The sequence below is a fragment of the Salinimonas profundi genome, from assembly GCF_014750655.1.
Classification (GTDB): Bacteria; Pseudomonadota; Gammaproteobacteria; order Enterobacterales; family Alteromonadaceae; genus Alteromonas; species Alteromonas profundi_A.
Genome location: NZ_JABBXD010000001.1, coordinates 984,383 through 1,002,989 on the forward strand (window position 1 = coordinate 984,383; position 18,607 = coordinate 1,002,989).

Consider the following 18,607-nt stretch of genomic DNA (forward strand, 5'->3'; position numbering starts at 1 on the left):
GTACGCCACAGACAGGCATAAAAAAACCCGCCAGATGGCGGGTTTTTAACAATTAAATCAGAAGACTTATTTTGCAGCTTTACGTGCTTTTGCTTCTTCAATAACCTTGTCAGCAACATTATTCGGGCAAGGCGCATAATGGCTGAATTCCATTGAGAACTGACCACGACCCGATGTCATTGTACGAAGTTGGCCAATGTAACCAAACATTTCAGACAGAGGAACGTCTGCCTTGATACGTACACCTGTTACACCTGCTTCCTGATCCTTGATCATGCCGCGACGACGGTTAAGGTCACCGATAACATCACCAACGTGATCTTCTGGCGTGAACACGTCAACTTTCATGACTGGCTCAAGAATCTGTGGTCCTGCTTTTGGCATAGACTGACGGAATGCACCTTTAGCCGCGATTTCAAAGGCGATTGCAGATGAATCGACCGCGTGGAATCCACCGTCAAACAGTTCTACTTCAACATCCAGTACCGGATAGCCCGCCAACGGACCTTCTTCCATCATACCCTTAAAGCCTTTTTCAATGGCCGGGAAGAATTCTTTAGGTACGTTACCGCCCACAACAGTAGAAGTGAACTGGAAGCCAGAGTTCGTTTCGCCTGGCTTGATGCGGTAATCAATCTTACCGAACTGACCAGAACCACCTGATTGTTTCTTGTGCGTGTAGCTATCTTCAATCGCTGTTGTGATAGTTTCACGGTAAGCAACCTGTGGTTGACCTACTTCAAGCTCAACGCCATAAGTACGCTTCAGGATATCTACTTTGATATCCAGGTGAAGTTCACCCATTCCTTTCAGGATAGTTTCACCAGAATCTTCGTCAGTCTCAACCTGGAACGACGGATCTTCAGAAACCAGTTTACCGATAGCGATACCCATCTTCTCAGTTGCACCTTTATCTTTAGGCTTAACAGCGATAGAGATTACCGGCTCAGGGAAGATCATTGGCTCAAGCGTACAAGGGTGGCTGGTAGAACACAGCGTGTGACCAGTCTGTACGTTCTTCATACCAACAATGGCAAGAATGTCACCAGCATGGGCTGTTGTCAGCTCAGTACGGTCATTTGCGTGCATTTCAACCATACGGCCGATACGCTCAGTTTTACCTGTTGCACTGTTAAGGATGGTATCACCCTTGTTAAGTACACCAGAGTAAACACGAACAAACGTTAGTGCACCGAAGCGGTCGTCCATAATTTTAAACGCCAGCGCACGGAATGGCTCATCAGTAGAAACTTTCGCCACTTCGCCGGTAGGTTCGCCGGTGTCTTTATCTGTCAGTTCTTGTGGGTCAACTTCAGTAGGGTTAGGCAGATAGTCGATAACGCCATCCAATACCAGTTGTACACCTTTGTTTTTGAAGGCTGAGCCACAGAATGTCGGGAAGAATTCCAGGTCGCGCGTACCTTTACGTAAACAACGCTTGATATCAGCAATAGACGGTTCTTCACCATCCATATATGCCATCATCAGTTCGTCATCCATTTCTACCGCAGTCTCAATCATCTCTTCGCGATACTGGGCAACTTTGTCTTTCATGTCGTCAGGAACATCACATACTTCGAAGTTCTCTGGCAGACCAGTTTCGTCCCAGATATAGGCTTTTTGCTCAAGTACGTCGATGATGCCGTTGAAGTCATCTTCAATACCGATTGGCAGTGTCATTACCACTGGCTTAGCACCAAGAACTTTCTTGATCTGGCCGATAACACGGTAGAAGTCTGCACCCATACGGTCCAGCTTGTTTACGAAGATAACCCGGGCTACGCCAGATTCGTTCGCATAACGCCAGTTAGTTTCTGATTGTGGCTCAACACCACCAGAACCACAGAACACACCGATACCGCCGTCAAGGACTTTCAATGAGCGGTAAACTTCTACCGTGAAGTCAACGTGTCCAGGAGTATCGATGATGTTCATACGATGATCTTTCCAGAAACAGGTCGTTGCTGCTGACTGGATTGTGATACCACGCTCAGCTTCCTGTTCCATGAAGTCAGTTGTTGACTCACCATCGTGCACTTCACCGGTTTTATGGATTTTACCGGTAAGTTTCAAAATACGTTCAGTTGTGGTTGTTTTCCCCGCGTCTACGTGGGCGAAAATACCAATATTTCTGTAATGAGATAAGTCTGCCATTAGTTCACTTTCGTTGGTTCAGAGTAAAAAAACGGCGGGATTATAAAGGATTTCAATACCAGATTGACAGCCCTTTCCGCAAAAAGTATAAAACTTATCCAGCGGTTCCACGCCACCATTTAAATTAATTGTTATTATTCAATAAGCTAGGCGATATTCAGGAAATTACGTTTCTCGAACAATTGTTACCGTAATTTCATCGCGATCATGATAAAGGTGCCGCAGATGCATGACAAACTTATCATCAAGTTTTTCAAGCCTTGCCTTCAAAGAGGCAATAGCCTCGGTCACCGTTTCAAACCGCTTTTTCATAGGTAACTTTAAATTGAACACGGCGTGATCAGTCCATTTCTTAACTAACCAGTCACCCATCAGCTTAGCCACCCGGTCGGGTTGCTCTATCATATCACAAACCAGTAAATCTACACGGCCCATCTGCGGGCGATAGCTAAATCCATCTGCGGCAAAATGCTCAACCTGCCCTGTCGCCATGAGGTCGTCATCTATAGCACCGTTATCTATGGCCTCTACATGCATGCCCCGTTTAACAAGCTGAAAGGTCCAGCCTCCCGGACACGCTCCCAGGTCCACGGCTCTGGCGCCGGCCCGAAATATCTGCGCTCGCTGGTCATCAGTAAGCATCGTCAGAATGGCTTCTTCAAGTTTCAGGGTTGAACGGCTGGGGGCACCGGTTGGAAATTTCAGACGGTAAATCCCGTTGGCATGTGCGCTTCTCACATCCGGATAAGAGTAACCCACCTTGCACTTGTCGAAGTCTGTGAAGAAAACGTGGATCCCCCGACAATCAGGTTTTTCTTTAAAGGTAAGGCAATAATGTTTTCTTAACGCCTGACGCAACACGACAGAAAATTTGCGACAAAGCTTTGCCAGGTCTTTGCCTTCATCGGTATCGGCATGATCGACAAATAGCATCCCGTTTTTCATATCCGGGTTATCATGCGCTCTCACCGCATCAAGTACAGGTCCCAGCCGGTCAGTTTTATCCAGTGCTTCAAAGGTGTCAGTCACGACAAAAAGTTGCCGGGCGAAAATCGTCTTGGCGACAGAAAGGTTGTGACCGAGTCGATCGGCATCCTCCGCCTGATGACACATATATTCCACATATCCCTGCCCGGGCGAGAACACCGGATACCCAAAGCAATTAAGCAGCGCGGCTTTTTCTGTCAGTTCTTTGCTCAAATCAGCTTCATAACCGGCCCGACAGTATGCAAGTACACTAGCCATTACACTCTCCTTTAATCGCTGCAGTCAGGACCAGTATCCACCCAGCCATGAGTATGAGGCCTCCTACCGGAGTAACGGGACCCAGCCAGCTTAGCTGTGCCAGAGTGAGTAGATAAATACTACCGCTAAATAGCAATACACCCAGGATAAAGCTCCAGGCAGCAAGTATTGCCAAAGAACGTTTTAGCTGAGGCAGCCCGGCAACCAACAGTAATGCTAGACTATGATACATCTGGTAGCTCACAGCGGTTTTGAACGACTGAAGTGACGATGCACTTAATATCCCCTCAAGCCCATGGGCTGCCAGAGCGCCAAGGATAACGGCCGTCAGCCCTCCTGCTGCACCGGCACAGATGATTAATTTCATGATGTTTTACCTTTACTGTGCGCAAGCATAAATGTAGCAGCGGTGCGCGCTGCGTTACTCAAATTATCTTGCAGCGTCGCGTCGCTTTTCTTGCGAGGCTTCAGGCTGTGATCACCGTCGCTGAGAAACGAGACCGTGATTGTCGATGCCAGAGGGTAGTGTTCAACTTCTGCCTGTGTACCAAATGTGTCACGTTCCCCCTGACAGATACACACTGGCTTAGCGATAGTTTCCAGATGCCCGGTTCGCAATTTCTCAGGCTTTCCCGGTGGGTGAAAAGGATAGCCAAAAACCACCGCTCCACGCGCCTCGCTGGCGTCAAGTATTTGGGTCGCTACCCGTCCGCCCATCGATTTACCACCAATAAACGTCGGCAAAGATTCAGACTCGCGAATACTCTTGTCCAACAGCGCGTTAAAATGTGATTCCAACGCGGTCATTTTTTCCGGAGGACGTCGTTTGCCAGTTTGCAGCATGGTTTGCATATAGGGAAAGTTAAACCGCCAGACTTCGATACCAAGTTCTGCCAGCTGGCGGGCGATATCTTCCATAAACGGGGTTTGACAGCCTGCGCCGGCACCATGGGCAAAAATAAAGCGACAAACTGGCTTACTACTGGTTTTGGTAATCTGATAATCAAACATTTTCCTGCTCTTCTTCTACCTGCGCGAGAATCCACGCTCTGAACGCCGCTATTTTGCCTAAATCAGCCTGAGACTCATCACATACAACATAAAAAGCGTCCCGCGATTCAACACGCTCTGAAAAGGGCATGATTAACCGGCCTGCATCAATTTCCGGGCGCGCCAAGATGGTATTTGCCAGCGCGATCCCCTGGCCTAAAGCAGCGGCCTGGAGCACCAGCATCGAGTGACTGAATACCGGCCCCTGATTGACATTTACGCCGGCCACCCCAACCTGGCGCAGCCAGGTTTTCCAGGCGTCGCGACTCAAATCGTGCAGCAATACGTGATGTTTCAGATCGGCCAGGCTGGACAATGGCTTAGGCCCGCTGAACAGACTGGGCGCACACAGGGGAGTCAGAAATTCCTTGTGTAACTTGTCAGCCTGAACACCGGACCAGCGACCTTTACCGTAATAGATCGCCACATCCACATCGTCATCCAGAAATCCCTCGTCAAAGTCTACCGCTTTGATGCGAACGTCAATGTCAGGATGTTCCAGGCTAAACCGACTGATTCGTGGCACCAGCCATTGCGATGCAAAACTTGGCGGCATAGCAACGGTAATCGCGCCTTTGCTCCCCTTCGCCAACAGTCGCTCAGTGGCTTCCTGAAGACTTTTAAAGATATCCTTGAGTTCAAGAAAGTAGGCTTGCCCTTCTTCTGTAAGCAGCAAGGTGCGGTTGCGTCGAATGAACAGCTTCATGGATAAGTATTCTTCGAGCGCCTTTATCTGATGGCTGACTGCAGCCTGCGTTACAAACAGTTCATCAGCCGCTTTAGTAAAACTTAAATGGCGCGCTGCAGCCTCAAAGGCTTTCAGAGCATTTAGTGGCGGTAGTCGACGTTGCATATACAGCCTCTGAACAGATGACAATTCGATGACAAAAGCATTAGTTTATCTAATGATCAACCCATACTTTTACTCGCTTTAAAAACAACCAATTAGTGTCTATTATTTACCCGCAATCAGGAAGAGAGCTTTATTAACAATAAGTTACGCGCCTGATTTGTTAAAGCTGTTAACAATAGCAGCACAAATTTTATATAAATTCTATTAGGTGTGAAATGAAAAAACTACTTTTATCTACCGTTTCTGTCATGGCATTTGTCAGTGCAGCAACTGCGCAGGCAGAAACCACACAGCCAGAGACTGCATTGAAGAAAAATGCGTTTGTTATCGAGCTTGATAAAGACAGCATGAACCTGCAGATTGATATGAAATCTATCGTCGCAGAACAGGCAAAAGCAACCCTGGAACAGGGAAAAGCCAAATATCTATCCTCTGCATTATTCGCCTATCAGCCTGCGCAAAAAAACACTGTCGCCGAGGCAAATACCGGCGAGTAAATAAGCCACTACACCTGATACGATACAGGCAAGCTTGCTTGCCTGTATTGACGTTCGCTCTTACTAACTGGCGGATGTATCCAGTTGCTCAAAACCTTTTACAAGCTCATCAAGCGCTTTCATCTGCGCCAGATACGGTTCCAGTTTAGATAACGGCAATGCACACGGGCCATCGCACTTCGCTTCATCCGGGTTTGGATGCGCTTCAATAAACAAACCAGCGAGTCCCAGCGCCATGCCGCTGCGCGCCAACTGCGCTGCCTGCGCGCGCCGTCCGTCAGCCGAGGATTCACGACCACCAGGCATCTGTAGCGCATGGGTAGCGTCAAAGATGACTGGCGCGAATTCCTTCATCGCTTCCATCCCCAACATATCAACCACAAGATTGTTATAGCCAAAGCAGCTACCGCGCTCGCATAAAATCACATTCTCATTGTCAGCTTCCGCCAATTTGTTAATGATGTGGCGCATTTCATGAGGCGCCAGAAATTGTGGTTTTTTTACGTTTATAACGGCACCCGTTTTGGCCATCGCCACCACCAGATCCGTTTGTCGGGCCAAAAATGCCGGTAACTGAATAACATCGACCACCTCTGCCACCGGTTGCGCCTGGTGTGGTTCGTGAACATCCGTAATCAATGGCACATCAAATGTGGACTTAATTTCCTCGAAAATTTTCAGCCCTTCTTCCATGCCCGGACCGCGAAACGAATTGACCGAAGAACGGTTCGCTTTATCAAAGGAAGCTTTAAATACATAAGGGATATCCAGACGACTTGTCACTTCTTTGTAATGCTCTGCTATGCGCATCGCCATATCCCGGGACTCAAGTACATTCATGCCACCGAAAAGAACAAATGGCAGGTGATTGCCTACCTGCGTGTTTCCGACAGGAATAACACGTTTAGAAACCGTCATATCAAACCCTTTTTAAAAAATAACTGCTTGCTTGGTAAAGGCCACTCTGGCGATAAGTACAATCCAGGTGAGTGCGCCGATAAAGCCAATCCAGCGCAATGGCGCCGAGCGTCCCCATTTAAGTGCAAACATGCCCAAAAGAATATAAATGACTAACCCAACCACCTTGAAAGTTAACCAGTCATTGATAAATGGCCACTGAGACAAAATACTACACAGCCACAGCGCACTGGCCAGTAGAACCGTATCAATAACGTGCGGCAATATTTTGGCCCACTTTTGCTCCAGCACCCGGGGACTGGCCTGTAACAAAATAAACCGAAGAATGAATAGCAATACGCTCAATGCGACCGCTGTAAGATGAAGATGTTTCGCCATCATGTACATAATTTTTCCTTTTTGTTACCGCCATGACTCAAGAATTATCGGTTACTATTACAGGCATTCGCGGCAAGCGCAATGTATTGTACTGGCCAAACCTTAGCGCTCACCGCGTCTGCCCAGGGTCACCCGTGGCTGACCCGCCAGGTCATTCACGGTGGTAATGTCATGAAAACCCTGTTGTTGTAGCAGCGCCTGCACGGATTGCGCCTGATTGTAGCCATGTTCAAGCAACAGCCAGCCATCTGACTTTAAGTGCGCAGGGGCCTGGGCGATGATATAACGAATATCATCCAGTCCGTCTGCACCCGCGGTTAATGCAGAGGCGGGCTCGAAGCGCACATCACCTTCAGCAAGATAATGACTGTTTTGCTCTACATAGGGCGGGTTGCTGACAATCATTGAAAATGTCTGCCCTGTCAGCGAATCAAACCAGTGGCTGTGCGCAAATACCGCGTTTTCAATGTGATTGTACCGGGCGTTTCGCCTGGCCAGCTCAACTGCATCAGCCACTCGGTCAACACCTGTTACGGCAACATCCGGGCGTTCTGAGGCTATGGCAAGGGCAATCGCTCCGGTGCCGGTACCTAAATCACATACCCGGGCCTGCCCCACTGGTAACCGGGCAAGTGCCTGCTCTACCAGCAGCTCCGTTTCAGGCCGTGGAATCAACGTCGTGGGACTGACATGCAGTGTCAGCGACCAGAATGCTCTGGTCCCGGTCAGATAAGCTACCGGCTGGCCGTCTGCCCGCTGCCTGACCAGCGCCTCAAAGCGTGCTTTCTCATTGGCACTTAATTCATGCTCGGGCCAAGTAAACAGATAGGTCTGAGGCTTATCTATCACGGTACACAGTAGTATGCGCGCATCAATGCCTGCACTGTCACTGTCGGACAACTGGGAAACGGCCCATTTAAGGGCCTCAGTGATTTGCATTACTCGTCAGCAAGTGATGCCAGTAGATCCGCATGATGTTCCTGGCGGATAGGCTCAAGCAGCGCGTTCAGATCGCCCTGAACCACATCATCCAGACGGTACAGAGTCAGATTAATCCGGTGATCAGTAACACGGCCCTGGGGGAAGTTATAGGTACGAATACGTTCAGAGCGATCACCACTGCCCACCAGATTGCGCCGCGTTGACGCCTCTTCCGCAGCTCGTTTTTCCTCTTCAATCTGATTCAGTCGCGCCTGCAGGACAGACATGGCCTTGGCACGGTTTTTATGTTGAGAGCGTTCATCCTGACACTCAACAACCAAGCCACTGGGAATATGGGTTATCCGAATGGCTGAATCGGTTTTATTGACGTGCTGACCACCGGCACCCGAGGCACGGAATGTATCCACTTTCAGATCGGCCGGATTAATATCAATGGCTTCTGACTCAGGCACTTCGGGTAATACCGCCACTGTACAGGCTGACGTGTGGATGCGCCCCTGACTCTCAGTTTCAGGGACACGCTGAACGCGATGCCCGCCGGACTCAAACTTCAAAATGCCGTATGCACCATCACCGGCGACATTGGCGATGACCTCCTTGAATCCGCCATGCTCGCCTTCACTGGCACTGACCAGCTCTACACGCCAGTTCTGGCTTTCTGCAAAACGGCTATACATGCGAAACAAATCACCGGCAAAAATAGCGGCTTCATCCCCACCGGCACCAGCTCGTATTTCAAGAAAACAGCTATGGTCATCGTTGGGATCTTTGGGCAACAGCAAAATCTGAAGTTCCTCTTCCAGCGTTGCCAGCTCAGCTTTTGCGGTTTTAATTTCTTCTTGCGCCATTTCGCGCATTTCAGCATCGTCTTCTTCAAGCATTTCATTGGCAGATGCCAGATTTTCTTCAGCCTGCCGATATGCATTAAAACCTTTGACGACATCTTCCAGCTGGCTGTATTCCTTTGACAGGGCGCGAAACTTTTCCTGATTACCGATGATGTCGGGATCGCCCAGCAAGGCCTGCACTTCATCAAAGCGCTCGACCAGATTTTCAAGCTTACTGACAACCGACTCTTTCATAGTTTTTATTTACCTTATTCCTGACGCTGATTTGACTGATTATCCAGTTCCAGTGAATCGCTCAGCCATTGTTTCAACGATGAATCACTGGTGGCGGCGGCCTCACGCAATATGCGGGTAGGTCCATGCATCAGTGTATTCGTTAACTTATACGCCAGCTCTTTGACCACATCCTGCGATGCTTTGCCCTCTTCAAGCTGAAGCAAGGCTCTGGCAACCAGCTCGTCGCGCTGACCAGTGCCGCGCTCTCTGAACTGTTTAACCAAATCAATGGACTGCTGGCTTTGTTGCCATGACAGATAGGTTTCTACCTGTCCGGAAATTATTTGTTCTGCTTCCTCGGCAGCCTCTTCACGTGAGGCCAGATTTTGTTCAACAATATGCTGGAGATCATCGACCGTATAAAGATAGGCATCACCCAGTTCATTGACCTGCGATTCAATGTCTCTGGGAACCGCTAAATCGACCAGAAACATAGGCATGTTGCGTCGCTGCTTGAGTGCACCTTCCACCATTCCTTTGCCGATCAGCGGCAGCTGGCTGGCCGTGGAACTGATAACAATATCAAAATTATGTAACTGTTCGGGGACCTGCGCCAGTGTAAGGACATTGGCGCCTAGCTTATCCGCCAATGTTTGTGCGCGCGCTACGGTTCGGTTTGCCACGTGCAACTTCGTTACGCCCTGCTCTTTTAAATGCTGCGCCACTAATTCTATGGTTTCACCCGCACCAACCAGCAATACAGAGCGTTTTGGTAATGCAGAAAAAATATGCTTGGCCAGCTGAACGGCAGCGAACGCGACGGATACCGCATTGGCACCGATATCAGTATCGGTACGCACTTTCTTGGCCACAGAAAACGTGTGCTGAAAAAGCCGCTCAAACTCTGCACTGACGGTACCGCTATGACGCGCATCGTTAAAGGCTTGCTTTACCTGCCCGAGGATTTGCGGCTCGCCCAGAATAAGCGAATCCAGGCCCGCCGCCACACGCATAATGTGTCGAATAGCTTGTTCTTCAGAAAACTGATAGCTGTGCTCGCCGATGAGCTGTTCATCCACATGATGAAATTGCGCCAGCCAGCGTAAAATCGATTCACAACTGTCAAATGCCCCGTTTACGTAGATTTCAGTACGGTTACAGGTCGAAACAATCACCGATTCGCTCACCCCTTCCTGCTTTTTTAATGAAGACAGTGCCGAAACCAGCGAGTCTGGTGTAAAGGCAACTTTCTCACGCAAAGCAACGGGTGCAGTTTTGTGATTGATTCCGAGGGCAAGTAAGGTCATTTATGTTCATCTGGCGACTTCGGAGCGGCATTGTACGAAAAAGGCAAAATTATTGAAAGTGTTGCTGTAATTGTGTTCCTATATAAAGGTTAATCAGACCAATCGATTTTTTCTTATGTGCTTACGCTATTTTTCTGCCCTGCTGTGCCTTTTCCTTGTCGCAGGCTGTTCCACGTTGCCTGATGGGCCGGAAGAATCTGTTGACCTGCCCGCGCAGCTGGAAGCACTCAAAGCGGTCAATCAATGGAAAGCCGCCGGTAAAATGGCAATCAGACAAAACAATGAAGCGGTGAGCGCCACGCTCAGCTGGCGCTATGACCAACCCGACTTTCAGTTCAGACTGACCAATTTGCTGGGCATTACGTTGGTAGACCTGCGTTACGATGCCGGCGATGCAGTATTAAAAGCTGACGATAAGGTATTTGAAGGCAACGACCCACAACAGGTTATTGCCCAGGTTACTGGCTGGCAGCTTCCGGTTCAGCGACTGCTCGACTGGATAAAAGGGTTACCCGGCCCCACCGACCAGTATCAGTTAAATGACAAACAACTGCTTGAGTCACTGGCACCCGGGCCGTGTAAGGGATGTGGCGAATGGAAGGTCAGTTATGCAAATTATGGTCAGGTGGACAAGGTATGGTTACCTCATGCACTGACCCTGACCAATACGCAACAACCTAATACATTTATAAAAATCAGAATTGATAGATGGACACTGTAGTCATGCCGCAGTCATGGTGGCCCAGCCCCGCAAAACTGAATCTTTTTTTACATATCACCGGTCGCAACGCAAATGGTTATCATGAGCTGCAAACGTTGTTTCAGATATTGGATCGCGGTGACCGTCTGGCCTTTGAAATAAACGATAACAGCCATATTGCGCTGGCCGACTCCCTGCCAGGGGTGCCCGATGAGGACAACCTCGTGGTGAAAGCCGCCCGCCTTCTGGTCAAGCATACCGGAACGGATAAGGGCGTCACCATCCATATTGATAAACAATTGCCCATGGGCGGTGGTATCGGTGGCGGGTCGTCCAATGCAGCGACAACGCTGGTGGCGTTAAATAATCTTTGGAATTGTCAGTTATCCGACGAAGAACTTGCCACCATCGGACTGCAATTAGGGGCCGATGTGCCTGTGTTTATTCATGGCAAAACCGTGTTTGCTGAAGGGGTCGGAGAGAAATTTGCACCGGCCACGGTGCCGTCAGCCTGGTATCTGATTGTAAACCCGGGTGTCCATGTAAGCACGCCGGCTGTGTTTGGTGAACCTGAATTGCCCAGGCAAACGCCGCGCCTTGCGTGGTCAGCCTACCATTACGAGAATACGCGCAATGATTGCCAGGAAATTGTCTGTAAACGCTATCCCGAAGTTGCAAAATTATTACAGTGGTTGGTACACTACGCCCCGTCGCGGATGACGGGCACAGGGGCGTGCGTATTCGCCACTTTTAGTGACCAGCAGGAAGCCCGGGATGTTCTGGCAAAATTGCCCGCTCACTGGACTGGCTTTGTGGCTAAAGGTGTAGCTGAGTCGCCTTTGCAACTAAAACGACAAGAAGTGAATACCGCTCCGGACAAAATGTAAAATACAATTGGGGTATAGCCAAGTTGGTAAGGCAGCGGGTTTTGATCCCGCCATTCGTAGGTTCGAGTCCTGCTACCCCAGCCACCTCTATTTTGAATGCACTGAGGAAACACTTGTGCCAGATATGAAGCTCTTTGCAGGTAACGCCGTACCAGAACTTGCCCAGAAAGTTGCCGATCGTCTCTATACCAAGCTTGGAAACGCCAGCGTTGGCCGCTTCAGTGACGGTGAAATAAGCGTAGAAATTCATGAAAACGTCCGTGGCTCGGACGTTTTTATTATCCAGTCTACCTGTGCCCCCACTAACGATAACCTGATGGAATTGATAGTGATGATTGACGCCCTGCGCCGTGCATCGGCCGGTCGTATCACAGCAGTCATGCCCTACTTTGGTTACGCCCGCCAGGATCGACGTGTGCGCTCTGCACGCGTACCTATCACGGCAAAAGTGGTTGCTGATTTCCTGTCAAATGTTGGTGTGGATCGCGTTCTGACCATCGATTTACACGCAGAGCAAATTCAGGGATTCTTTGACGTTCCTGTAGATAACGCGTTTGGTACGCCCATCCTGCTTGCAGATATGATGCGTCGCGAACTGGCTGATCCGGTTGTAGTATCTCCGGATATTGGCGGTGTTGTTCGAGCGCGGGCAACCGCGAAACTGATGAATGATACCGACCTGGCCATTATTGATAAACGTCGACCTAAGGCCAACGTGGCACAGGTGATGAATATCATCGGCGATGTGAAAGATCGTGACTGTATTATCGTGGATGACATGATTGACACAGGCGGAACACTGGCCAAGGCCGCTGAGGCGCTTAAAAGCCATGGTGCTCGTCGCGTATTTGCTTATGCGACCCACGCTATCTTCTCAGGCAATGCAGCGCAGAATCTACGCGAATCTGTTATCGATGAAATCATCGTTACCGACAGTATCCCGCTCAACCCACAGATGAAGAAAATCGATAAGGTTAAGCAATTGACCTTATCTGAGATGCTTGCTGAAACGATTCGTCGCATTAGTAACGAAGAGTCAATATCGGCGATGTTCGAATATTAACAATTGCCCTGTTTGATGATGAAAGGCGATGTTTATCTAAACTTCGCCTTTTTTTTATGGTGCGGCTGTGCAGATGCAAGCGGGTATGGACATTGCCCGTCTTCGGCGCGTAATGAACAAGTACTCACATTCATTGTCTATTCAGGCAGCGTTGTGCATCATACCACTATACAACTTACAGGGATTACGTTATGAAATATTCAGTCTGGATGCTACCGCTTACGCTGCTGTCCGTTAACGCATGCAGTCAACAGCAGTTAAAGGCAGATCCCATCGAAACAGAGCAAGCTATGCAGTCTACGTCAAAAGAAATATCAGGCACGCTTATTTATAAAAATTTAGAAGGCGGTTTTTTCGGTTTTGACTCGGATAAGGGTAATAAGTATACCTTACGCAACCTGCCGCCGGAATTTAAAAAGAACGGCATTAAGCTTCAGGTCAATGGCCGGGTCAGAAACGATATTATGACATTTACCCAGTATGGCGATGTTTTTGAGGTAGAAAGCGTCAAAGTGTTGGATGAAAGCGGGATAAAACCTAAGAATAATGAGCTTTAATCCGCGCGAGTATTTGTCACACCATAAGTTCGGTGGTAGAATTCGCCGCCCTTAAAATTTAGGGTCGCTGCAAGCTTGCTTTTAAGCATGCAGTACGCGATGTGCTTTTGGTCGCGGAAGCGCATTTACGATTAACTAATTAATTTTGGAGACATTCAATGTCTGACACTATTTTTTCTTTGGATGCCAGCGTCCGTACTGATAAAGGGAAAGGTGCGAGCCGCCGCCTGCGTCGTGCAGATCTGGTACCTGCGATTCTTTACGGTGGTAATGAAGAGCCAGTATCTTTAACGCTTGATCACAACAAAGTAAACAACTCTGCTGATTATGAAGCGTTTTACTCTCATGTTCTTACTTTGAACATCGACGGTAAAAAAGTTGAAGCCCTGGTTAAGGACATGCAACGTCACCCGTACAAGCCTAAAATCACGCACATCGATTTTCAGCGCGTAGTTGCAGGCGAAGACGTTCACACAAATGTTCCTCTGCACTTCATTAATGCAGATAAAAACGACGCTATCAAAGCTGGTGGTATCGCAGAGCATCATCTGAATGAAATCGAAATCACCTGTCTGCCAAAAGATCTGCCAGAGTATATCGAAGTAGATATCGCAGATCTGGAAATGGACGGTACTGTTCACCTGTCTGACGTTAAGCTTCCTAAGGGCGTAAGCTCTGTTGAGCTGGCTAAAGGCGACGAAGATCACGATCTCACTGTAGTGACAATCAAAGCTGCTCCTAAAACACCTGTAATTGACGCTGAAGAAGCTGAACGTGAAGGTGAAAGCGAAGAAGGCAACGAGGAATAATCCCTCTTGACTGATATTCGTCTTATTGTGGGCCTGGGTAATCCAGGCCCCGAATACGAACAAACCCGCCATAATGCAGGCGCCTGGTTTTTAGAAGAACTGGCTGCACGCTACAACACATCATTGACACCTGAATCCAAATTCTATGGAAAAACAGCACGCATTACTGTGGCTGGCCAGGATGTCCGATTGCTCTACCCCAGTACATTTATGAATAAAAGTGGTCAGGCAGTAAGTGCGCTGGCAAATTTTTATCGTATTGAACCAGAACAAATGCTGGTAGCGTTTGATGAACTGGATTTACCGCCGGGTATTGCAAAATTCAAACAAGGCGGTAGTTCAAGTCAGAACGGTGTACGAGATATCGTAACCCGGATGGCTAACAACAAGAATTTTTTACGCTTACGCATCGGGATAGGTCACCCGGGACACAAATCCCGCGTTACCGGCCATGTATTGGGTAAGCCCGCAGCAGATGAACGTACGGCAATGGAATCAGCTATTGATGAAGCGGTACGATGCACAGAGATTCTGCTGAGCGAAGACTTAAAAGCAGCGCAAAACCGGCTTCACGCGTTTAAAGCCGAACTCACCAAATAAACTAATCGATACAAGAGGCTAGCATGGGTTTCAAATGTGGTATCGTCGGCCTGCCGAATGTAGGTAAATCGACGCTATTTAACGCTCTTACCAAAGCAGGCATTGAGGCAGCAAATTTTCCGTTCTGTACCATTGAGCCCAATACCGGGGTTGTGCCTGTGCCGGACCTTCGCCTGGACAAGCTGGCCGCCATCGTCAATCCGCAACGCGTGATTCCGACCACCATGGAATTTGTTGACATTGCCGGATTGGTAGAAGGTGCGTCAAAAGGTGAAGGTTTAGGAAATAAATTCCTGGCGAATATTCGTGAAACCGATGCAATCGGCCATGTGGTTCGCTGCTTTGACGATGAAAATATTGTTCACGTAGCCGGTAAAGTCAGTCCTCAGGATGATATTGATGTCATTAACACCGAACTTGCACTTGCCGATCTGGAAACCACTGAAAAGGCGCTGCACCGTGTTGCTAAGCGTGCTAAAGGCGGTGACTCTGAGGCCAAGTACGAGCTGAAGGTGCTGGAAAAGATTAAGCCTCACCTTGATGAAGGTAAGTTGCTGCGTGCGTTGGAGCTTGAAAGAGAAGAACTGGCCGCTATCAGCTATATGAATATGCTGACGCTGAAGCCAACGATGTACATTGCTAACGTCAACGACGACGGCTTTGAGAATAACCCTTATCTGGATCAGGTTCGCGAAATCGCCAAAGGCGAAAATGCCGTAGTCGTTGCGGTATGTGCGGCTATCGAGTCTGAAATAGCAGAGCTGGACGATGATGAGCGCGAAGAGTTTATGCAGGATATGGGACTGGAAGAACCGGGCCTGAACCGCGTAATCCGTGCTGGTTATAATCTGCTTACCCTGCAAACCTACTTTACTGCCGGGGTAAAAGAAGTCAGAGCCTGGACCTACCCTGAAGGCTCTACGGCGCCACAGGCGGCCGGTAAAATTCATACTGATTTCGAAAAGGGTTTTATCCGCGCCGAGATTGTCTCTTATGACCATTTTGTTGAATATAATGGTGAGCAAGGGGCAAAAGATGCGGGCAAATGGCGTTTAGAAGGCAAAGATTATATCGTTAAAGACGGCGATGTGATTCACTTCCGCTTCAACGTTTAAGCCTGAAATGTTCTGATAAAAGCCGCTGAATCTTTTCAGCGGCTTTTTTGTTTCGGGTTACCGCTATATCTGTCTTTCCCGTCTTGTACGTTTCGCATCACTGTGTATAAGAATGAGCAGCCCGATACCGGCAATGATGGCGCCGCCAGCAATCAAGGCCGTCATTTGTTGCTCCAGTAATAAAGGTAATGACCAGGCATAACCCAGGCAGATAAGACCGAATAAAAGTCGCATTTGTGACTCCTGTTTACCGGGTACCCAATAGTTAGCTAACGCTTTTGGCAGCAAATGCTACGCCGTACAGCGCACTTCCCGCCGCAATGCCGTAGCCTACGCCTTTTCCAAAAGCAATTAGTGCCGGAACAAAAAAGATGCCCCCGCCAATTTCTTCGCAGTCTGATAGAGTAAGTGCTTGCATCAGTATCTCCCTATTCAAATGCACCAGAACCATAACCCACAGCCAGCATGACCAGATTAAGCCCCACATCAATACCGATTAAAACCGGGATTATGCCACCATTCACATCTTGTATTTCACAGGCAGTCAGCGTCTGCATATTACTCTCCTTGGTAAAGTGTTAATCGCTTTGTAGCTTCACGCTACGAAATGACTGTAGCGTGTATCGATGTTGTAAAACACTGACCCTATGAACGTATTTAAGTCGCTGCCCTGTCCAGACTCTGCGGCGGTAGCTGGCACAATCCAGACAGAACACTTACACTTTTACCTTCCAAAAACGTTATCAAAAAGCCTACCGGTGCCGGATGAGCTCAATAATATGGTGGGTATCAGCCAGCACATGCAATAATCTGCCATCGACTCGCAGCGTTATGATGCCATCGTGGCGGTCAATGATATGACTGCGACGAAAGTGGCGATCGCTCAGGTACCTGCCCGTACCTCTTATATAATGATAGGGGCGGTGCTGACGCTCGATGACCACTACTGTGTCACGTTCACGATACCCCGAATAATGCATGCCATGCGCATCACGTCGGTCGCTGTAATAGCGCGGCGATCTGGTCTCGTGACGTTTTTCGTACTTATGACTGTGCTTGTGGTGACCATATGCCTTTGCGTGTGCGGGAGGATCAGCCATCACTGGAGAAGCGGCAAAAGCGCTAAGTAGTAACAAGGTCGACGTAAGTTTTCTCATTTTCTGTCTCCGTTAGCATAAATACCTGGTTACTTTAGCAACCCGAAAATGAATGCAACTTGAACAATGGCTGCACTAACGTCTTCAGCATGCCTTAAAATACACAGCGGGCGGGCTGATGGTGAAAATGGCTTATGGTAAACTCAGCCTTACTTTTGCAACCGAATTGTAAGCTTCCATGACAAAATACACTTTGCCTGGCTTTTTGCTCGCTCTGCTTATTGCCCTGCCCTTAGTCGCGTCAGCCAATGACGAAGATTTTTATTACACAGTCCCTCAGTCAGACCTAGTCTATCTGCAAACCAATCGAGGCACTGTGATCATTGCACTGACCGACAGTATCGCGCCTGAACATGTAAACCGGTTTAAAACACTTGTTAAACAGCGCTTTTATAACAATCGTTATTTTTATCGGGTGATAGAAGGTTTCGTAGCCCAGGCGGGCACAAACGGGACACATAAGCAGAATAGCAGCACCTCACCGCTACCCGGCGAATTCACGGCGACGTCAGTAGAGGGGTTTTATGAAGTTGAACGCCCAGCCCCGTTTGCCCCCGTAACAGGATTTATAAATGGCTTTCCTGCGGCAACTACCCCCGATCGCCAACGTTATTGGCTGACGCACTGTCCGGGCATGGTCGCGATGGCCCGGGACAATAAGCCGAATACCGGTAGTACCGAATTTTATATTGTTTTAGGTCAGGCACCGCGTCATCTTGATCGCAATATGTCAGTATTCGGGCGTGTGGTCGATGGGATGGAGGTATTGCAACAGCTTCCTCGAGGCGATCGCAGCAATAATGGTGTTTTAAGGGACTTTTCAGAAGACAGTGAATTGATTGATGCAAGATTAGGGGAAGATATTCCTGCGTCGCGTCGTAAACAGGTTCGCATACAGTTGCCTGGCCACAGTGAGTATGTAAAAAAGGCCGCTCAGGCGCGTTCTCTGGATAATCCTTTTTATGCGGACGATGCCCTGGCACCACGTCCACTGGACATTTGCTATTATCAAACCGATATTGAGGTTAAATAACAGTCAGATTAAACGCTTATCAAGCAGATAGTTAGCGGTTAATACATAGAATCGCGACGCTATTTCAGGCAAAAAATCCCTGTTTCCGGCCTTTCTAGTATATATTCTGGTCACTTGGCAAAAGATAGTAAAAAAGGGGTTGACTGCCCCCCTCCATATTCGCATAATACGCGCCACTTCCTGAGAGGGAAGAGAAGTGTAAGGCTACGTAGCTCAGTTGGTTAGAGCACATCACTCATAATGATGGGGTCGCAAGTTCGAATCTCGCCGTAGCCACC

At 48.6% G+C, this 18,607-nt stretch carries 23 protein-coding genes and 2 tRNA genes; 11 read left to right on the plus strand and 14 right to left on the minus strand.

What is annotated here, in order from left to right; genetic code table 11:
- Nucleotides 1–66 precede the first annotated feature (66 nt).
- The 5 genes from fusA to HHX48_RS04330 form a co-directional block, all read right to left on the minus strand.
- The gene (gene fusA, locus HHX48_RS04310; RefSeq protein WP_191022502.1) at nt 67–2,154 is read right to left on the minus strand and encodes an elongation factor G; all 2,088 of its coding nucleotides are present in this window, start codon (nt 2,152–2,154) and stop codon (nt 67–69) included.
- Nucleotides 2,155–2,319: 165 nt separating this feature from the next.
- Nucleotides 2,320–3,399, minus strand: coding sequence for a 23S rRNA (cytidine(2498)-2'-O)-methyltransferase RlmM (gene rlmM, locus HHX48_RS04315; RefSeq protein ID WP_191022504.1), 1,080 nt, complete (start codon nt 3,397–3,399; stop codon nt 2,320–2,322).
- Entirely contained in the window at nt 3,392–3,766 is a 375-nt protein-coding gene (locus HHX48_RS04320; protein ID WP_191022505.1) for a DUF423 domain-containing protein, read from the minus strand. Before HHX48_RS04320 ends, rlmM begins: the two co-directional genes overlap by 8 nt.
- Complete coding sequence (locus tag HHX48_RS04325) at nt 3,763–4,410, minus strand: alpha/beta family hydrolase (RefSeq protein WP_191022507.1); 648 nt, start codon at nt 4,408–4,410, stop codon at nt 3,763–3,765. The genes HHX48_RS04320 and HHX48_RS04325 overlap by 4 nt, the downstream gene beginning before the upstream one ends.
- Nucleotides 4,403–5,302, minus strand: a complete 900-nt coding sequence (locus HHX48_RS04330; RefSeq protein WP_191022509.1) for a transcriptional regulator GcvA — start codon at nt 5,300–5,302, stop codon at nt 4,403–4,405. The genes HHX48_RS04325 and HHX48_RS04330 overlap by 8 nt, the downstream gene beginning before the upstream one ends.
- A gap of 215 nt (nt 5,303–5,517) precedes the next feature.
- Here HHX48_RS04330 and HHX48_RS04335 point away from each other — a divergent pair, with 215 nt between their 5' ends.
- Nucleotides 5,518–5,799 (plus strand): hypothetical protein, encoded by a 282-nt coding sequence (locus HHX48_RS04335; protein WP_191022511.1) that lies wholly within the window; start codon nt 5,518–5,520, stop codon nt 5,797–5,799.
- Nucleotides 5,800–5,862: 63 nt separating this feature from the next.
- Here HHX48_RS04335 and kdsA read toward each other — a convergent pair whose 3' ends face one another.
- The 5 genes from kdsA to hemA all read right to left on the minus strand — a co-directional run bounded on the left by kdsA (nt 5,863) and on the right by hemA (nt 10,408).
- Nucleotides 5,863–6,717, minus strand: coding sequence for a 3-deoxy-8-phosphooctulonate synthase (gene kdsA, locus HHX48_RS04340; protein ID WP_191022513.1), 855 nt, complete (start codon nt 6,715–6,717; stop codon nt 5,863–5,865).
- A gap of 12 nt (nt 6,718–6,729) precedes the next feature.
- The gene (locus tag HHX48_RS04345; protein ID WP_191022514.1) at nt 6,730–7,104 is read right to left on the minus strand and encodes a SirB2 family protein; all 375 of its coding nucleotides are present in this window, start codon (nt 7,102–7,104) and stop codon (nt 6,730–6,732) included.
- A gap of 93 nt (nt 7,105–7,197) precedes the next feature.
- Nucleotides 7,198–8,034: a peptide chain release factor N(5)-glutamine methyltransferase gene (gene prmC / locus HHX48_RS04350; protein ID WP_191022516.1), complete on the minus strand. Its 837-nt coding sequence runs from the start codon at nt 8,032–8,034 to the stop codon at nt 7,198–7,200.
- A complete protein-coding gene (gene prfA / locus HHX48_RS04355) occupies nt 8,034–9,119 on the minus strand; it encodes a peptide chain release factor 1 (RefSeq protein WP_191022518.1) in 1,086 nt (361 codons plus the stop codon). The genes prmC and prfA overlap by 1 nt, the downstream gene beginning before the upstream one ends.
- Nucleotides 9,120–9,133: 14 nt before the next feature.
- Nucleotides 9,134–10,408, minus strand: coding sequence for a glutamyl-tRNA reductase (gene hemA, locus HHX48_RS04360; protein WP_191022520.1), 1,275 nt, complete (start codon nt 10,406–10,408; stop codon nt 9,134–9,136).
- A gap of 175 nt (nt 10,409–10,583) precedes the next feature.
- On the opposite strand from hemA, the gene lolB reads away from it, so the two are divergent.
- The 8 genes from lolB (at nt 10,584) to ychF (ending at nt 16,139) form a co-directional block, all read left to right on the plus strand.
- Entirely contained in the window at nt 10,584–11,129 is a 546-nt protein-coding gene (gene lolB / locus HHX48_RS04365; RefSeq protein WP_263406909.1) for a lipoprotein insertase outer membrane protein LolB, read from the plus strand.
- The gene (gene ispE, locus HHX48_RS04370; RefSeq protein WP_191022524.1) at nt 11,117–11,995 is read left to right on the plus strand and encodes a 4-(cytidine 5'-diphospho)-2-C-methyl-D-erythritol kinase; all 879 of its coding nucleotides are present in this window, start codon (nt 11,117–11,119) and stop codon (nt 11,993–11,995) included. The genes lolB and ispE overlap by 13 nt, the downstream gene beginning before the upstream one ends.
- Before the next feature lie 8 nt (nt 11,996–12,003).
- A tRNA-Gln gene (locus tag HHX48_RS04375) sits at nt 12,004–12,079 on the plus strand.
- Nucleotides 12,080–12,119: 40 nt separating this feature from the next.
- Nucleotides 12,120–13,058 (plus strand): ribose-phosphate pyrophosphokinase, encoded by a 939-nt coding sequence (locus HHX48_RS04380; protein ID WP_223858061.1) that lies wholly within the window; start codon nt 12,120–12,122, stop codon nt 13,056–13,058.
- Between the two features lie 191 nt (nt 13,059–13,249).
- Nucleotides 13,250–13,615 (plus strand): hypothetical protein, encoded by a 366-nt coding sequence (locus tag HHX48_RS04385; RefSeq protein ID WP_191022528.1) that lies wholly within the window; start codon nt 13,250–13,252, stop codon nt 13,613–13,615.
- A 158-nt stretch (nt 13,616–13,773) separates the two neighbouring features.
- Complete coding sequence (locus HHX48_RS04390) at nt 13,774–14,424, plus strand: 50S ribosomal protein L25/general stress protein Ctc (RefSeq protein ID WP_191022530.1); 651 nt, start codon at nt 13,774–13,776, stop codon at nt 14,422–14,424.
- A gap of 6 nt (nt 14,425–14,430) precedes the next feature.
- Nucleotides 14,431–15,024, plus strand: coding sequence for an aminoacyl-tRNA hydrolase (gene pth, locus HHX48_RS04395; protein ID WP_191022532.1), 594 nt, complete (start codon nt 14,431–14,433; stop codon nt 15,022–15,024).
- Nucleotides 15,025–15,047: 23 nt separating this feature from the next.
- The gene (ychF, locus tag HHX48_RS04400; RefSeq protein WP_191022534.1) at nt 15,048–16,139 is read left to right on the plus strand and encodes a redox-regulated ATPase YchF; all 1,092 of its coding nucleotides are present in this window, start codon (nt 15,048–15,050) and stop codon (nt 16,137–16,139) included.
- A 63-nt stretch (nt 16,140–16,202) separates the two neighbouring features.
- On the opposite strand, the gene HHX48_RS04405 is transcribed toward ychF, so the two are convergent.
- The 4 genes from HHX48_RS04405 to HHX48_RS04420 form a co-directional block, all read right to left on the minus strand.
- Complete coding sequence (locus tag HHX48_RS04405; RefSeq protein ID WP_191022536.1) at nt 16,203–16,373, minus strand: hypothetical protein; 171 nt, start codon at nt 16,371–16,373, stop codon at nt 16,203–16,205.
- 31 nt (nt 16,374–16,404) lie between these two features.
- The gene (locus HHX48_RS04410) at nt 16,405–16,557 is read right to left on the minus strand and encodes a hypothetical protein (RefSeq protein WP_191022538.1); all 153 of its coding nucleotides are present in this window, start codon (nt 16,555–16,557) and stop codon (nt 16,405–16,407) included.
- Between the two features lie 10 nt (nt 16,558–16,567).
- Nucleotides 16,568–16,696, minus strand: coding sequence for a class IIb bacteriocin, lactobin A/cerein 7B family (locus HHX48_RS04415; RefSeq protein WP_191022540.1), 129 nt, complete (start codon nt 16,694–16,696; stop codon nt 16,568–16,570).
- A gap of 195 nt (nt 16,697–16,891) precedes the next feature.
- Complete coding sequence (locus tag HHX48_RS04420; RefSeq protein ID WP_191022542.1) at nt 16,892–17,296, minus strand: hypothetical protein; 405 nt, start codon at nt 17,294–17,296, stop codon at nt 16,892–16,894.
- A 178-nt stretch (nt 17,297–17,474) separates the two neighbouring features.
- Here HHX48_RS04420 and HHX48_RS04425 point away from each other — a divergent pair, with 178 nt between their 5' ends.
- Together HHX48_RS04425 and HHX48_RS04430 are read left to right on the plus strand one after the other, a co-directional pair.
- Nucleotides 17,475–18,329: a peptidylprolyl isomerase gene (locus HHX48_RS04425; RefSeq protein ID WP_191022544.1), complete on the plus strand. Its 855-nt coding sequence runs from the start codon at nt 17,475–17,477 to the stop codon at nt 18,327–18,329.
- A gap of 202 nt (nt 18,330–18,531) precedes the next feature.
- Nucleotides 18,532–18,605 (plus strand) — tRNA-Met (locus HHX48_RS04430).
- Nucleotides 18,606–18,607: the final 2 nt, after the last annotated feature.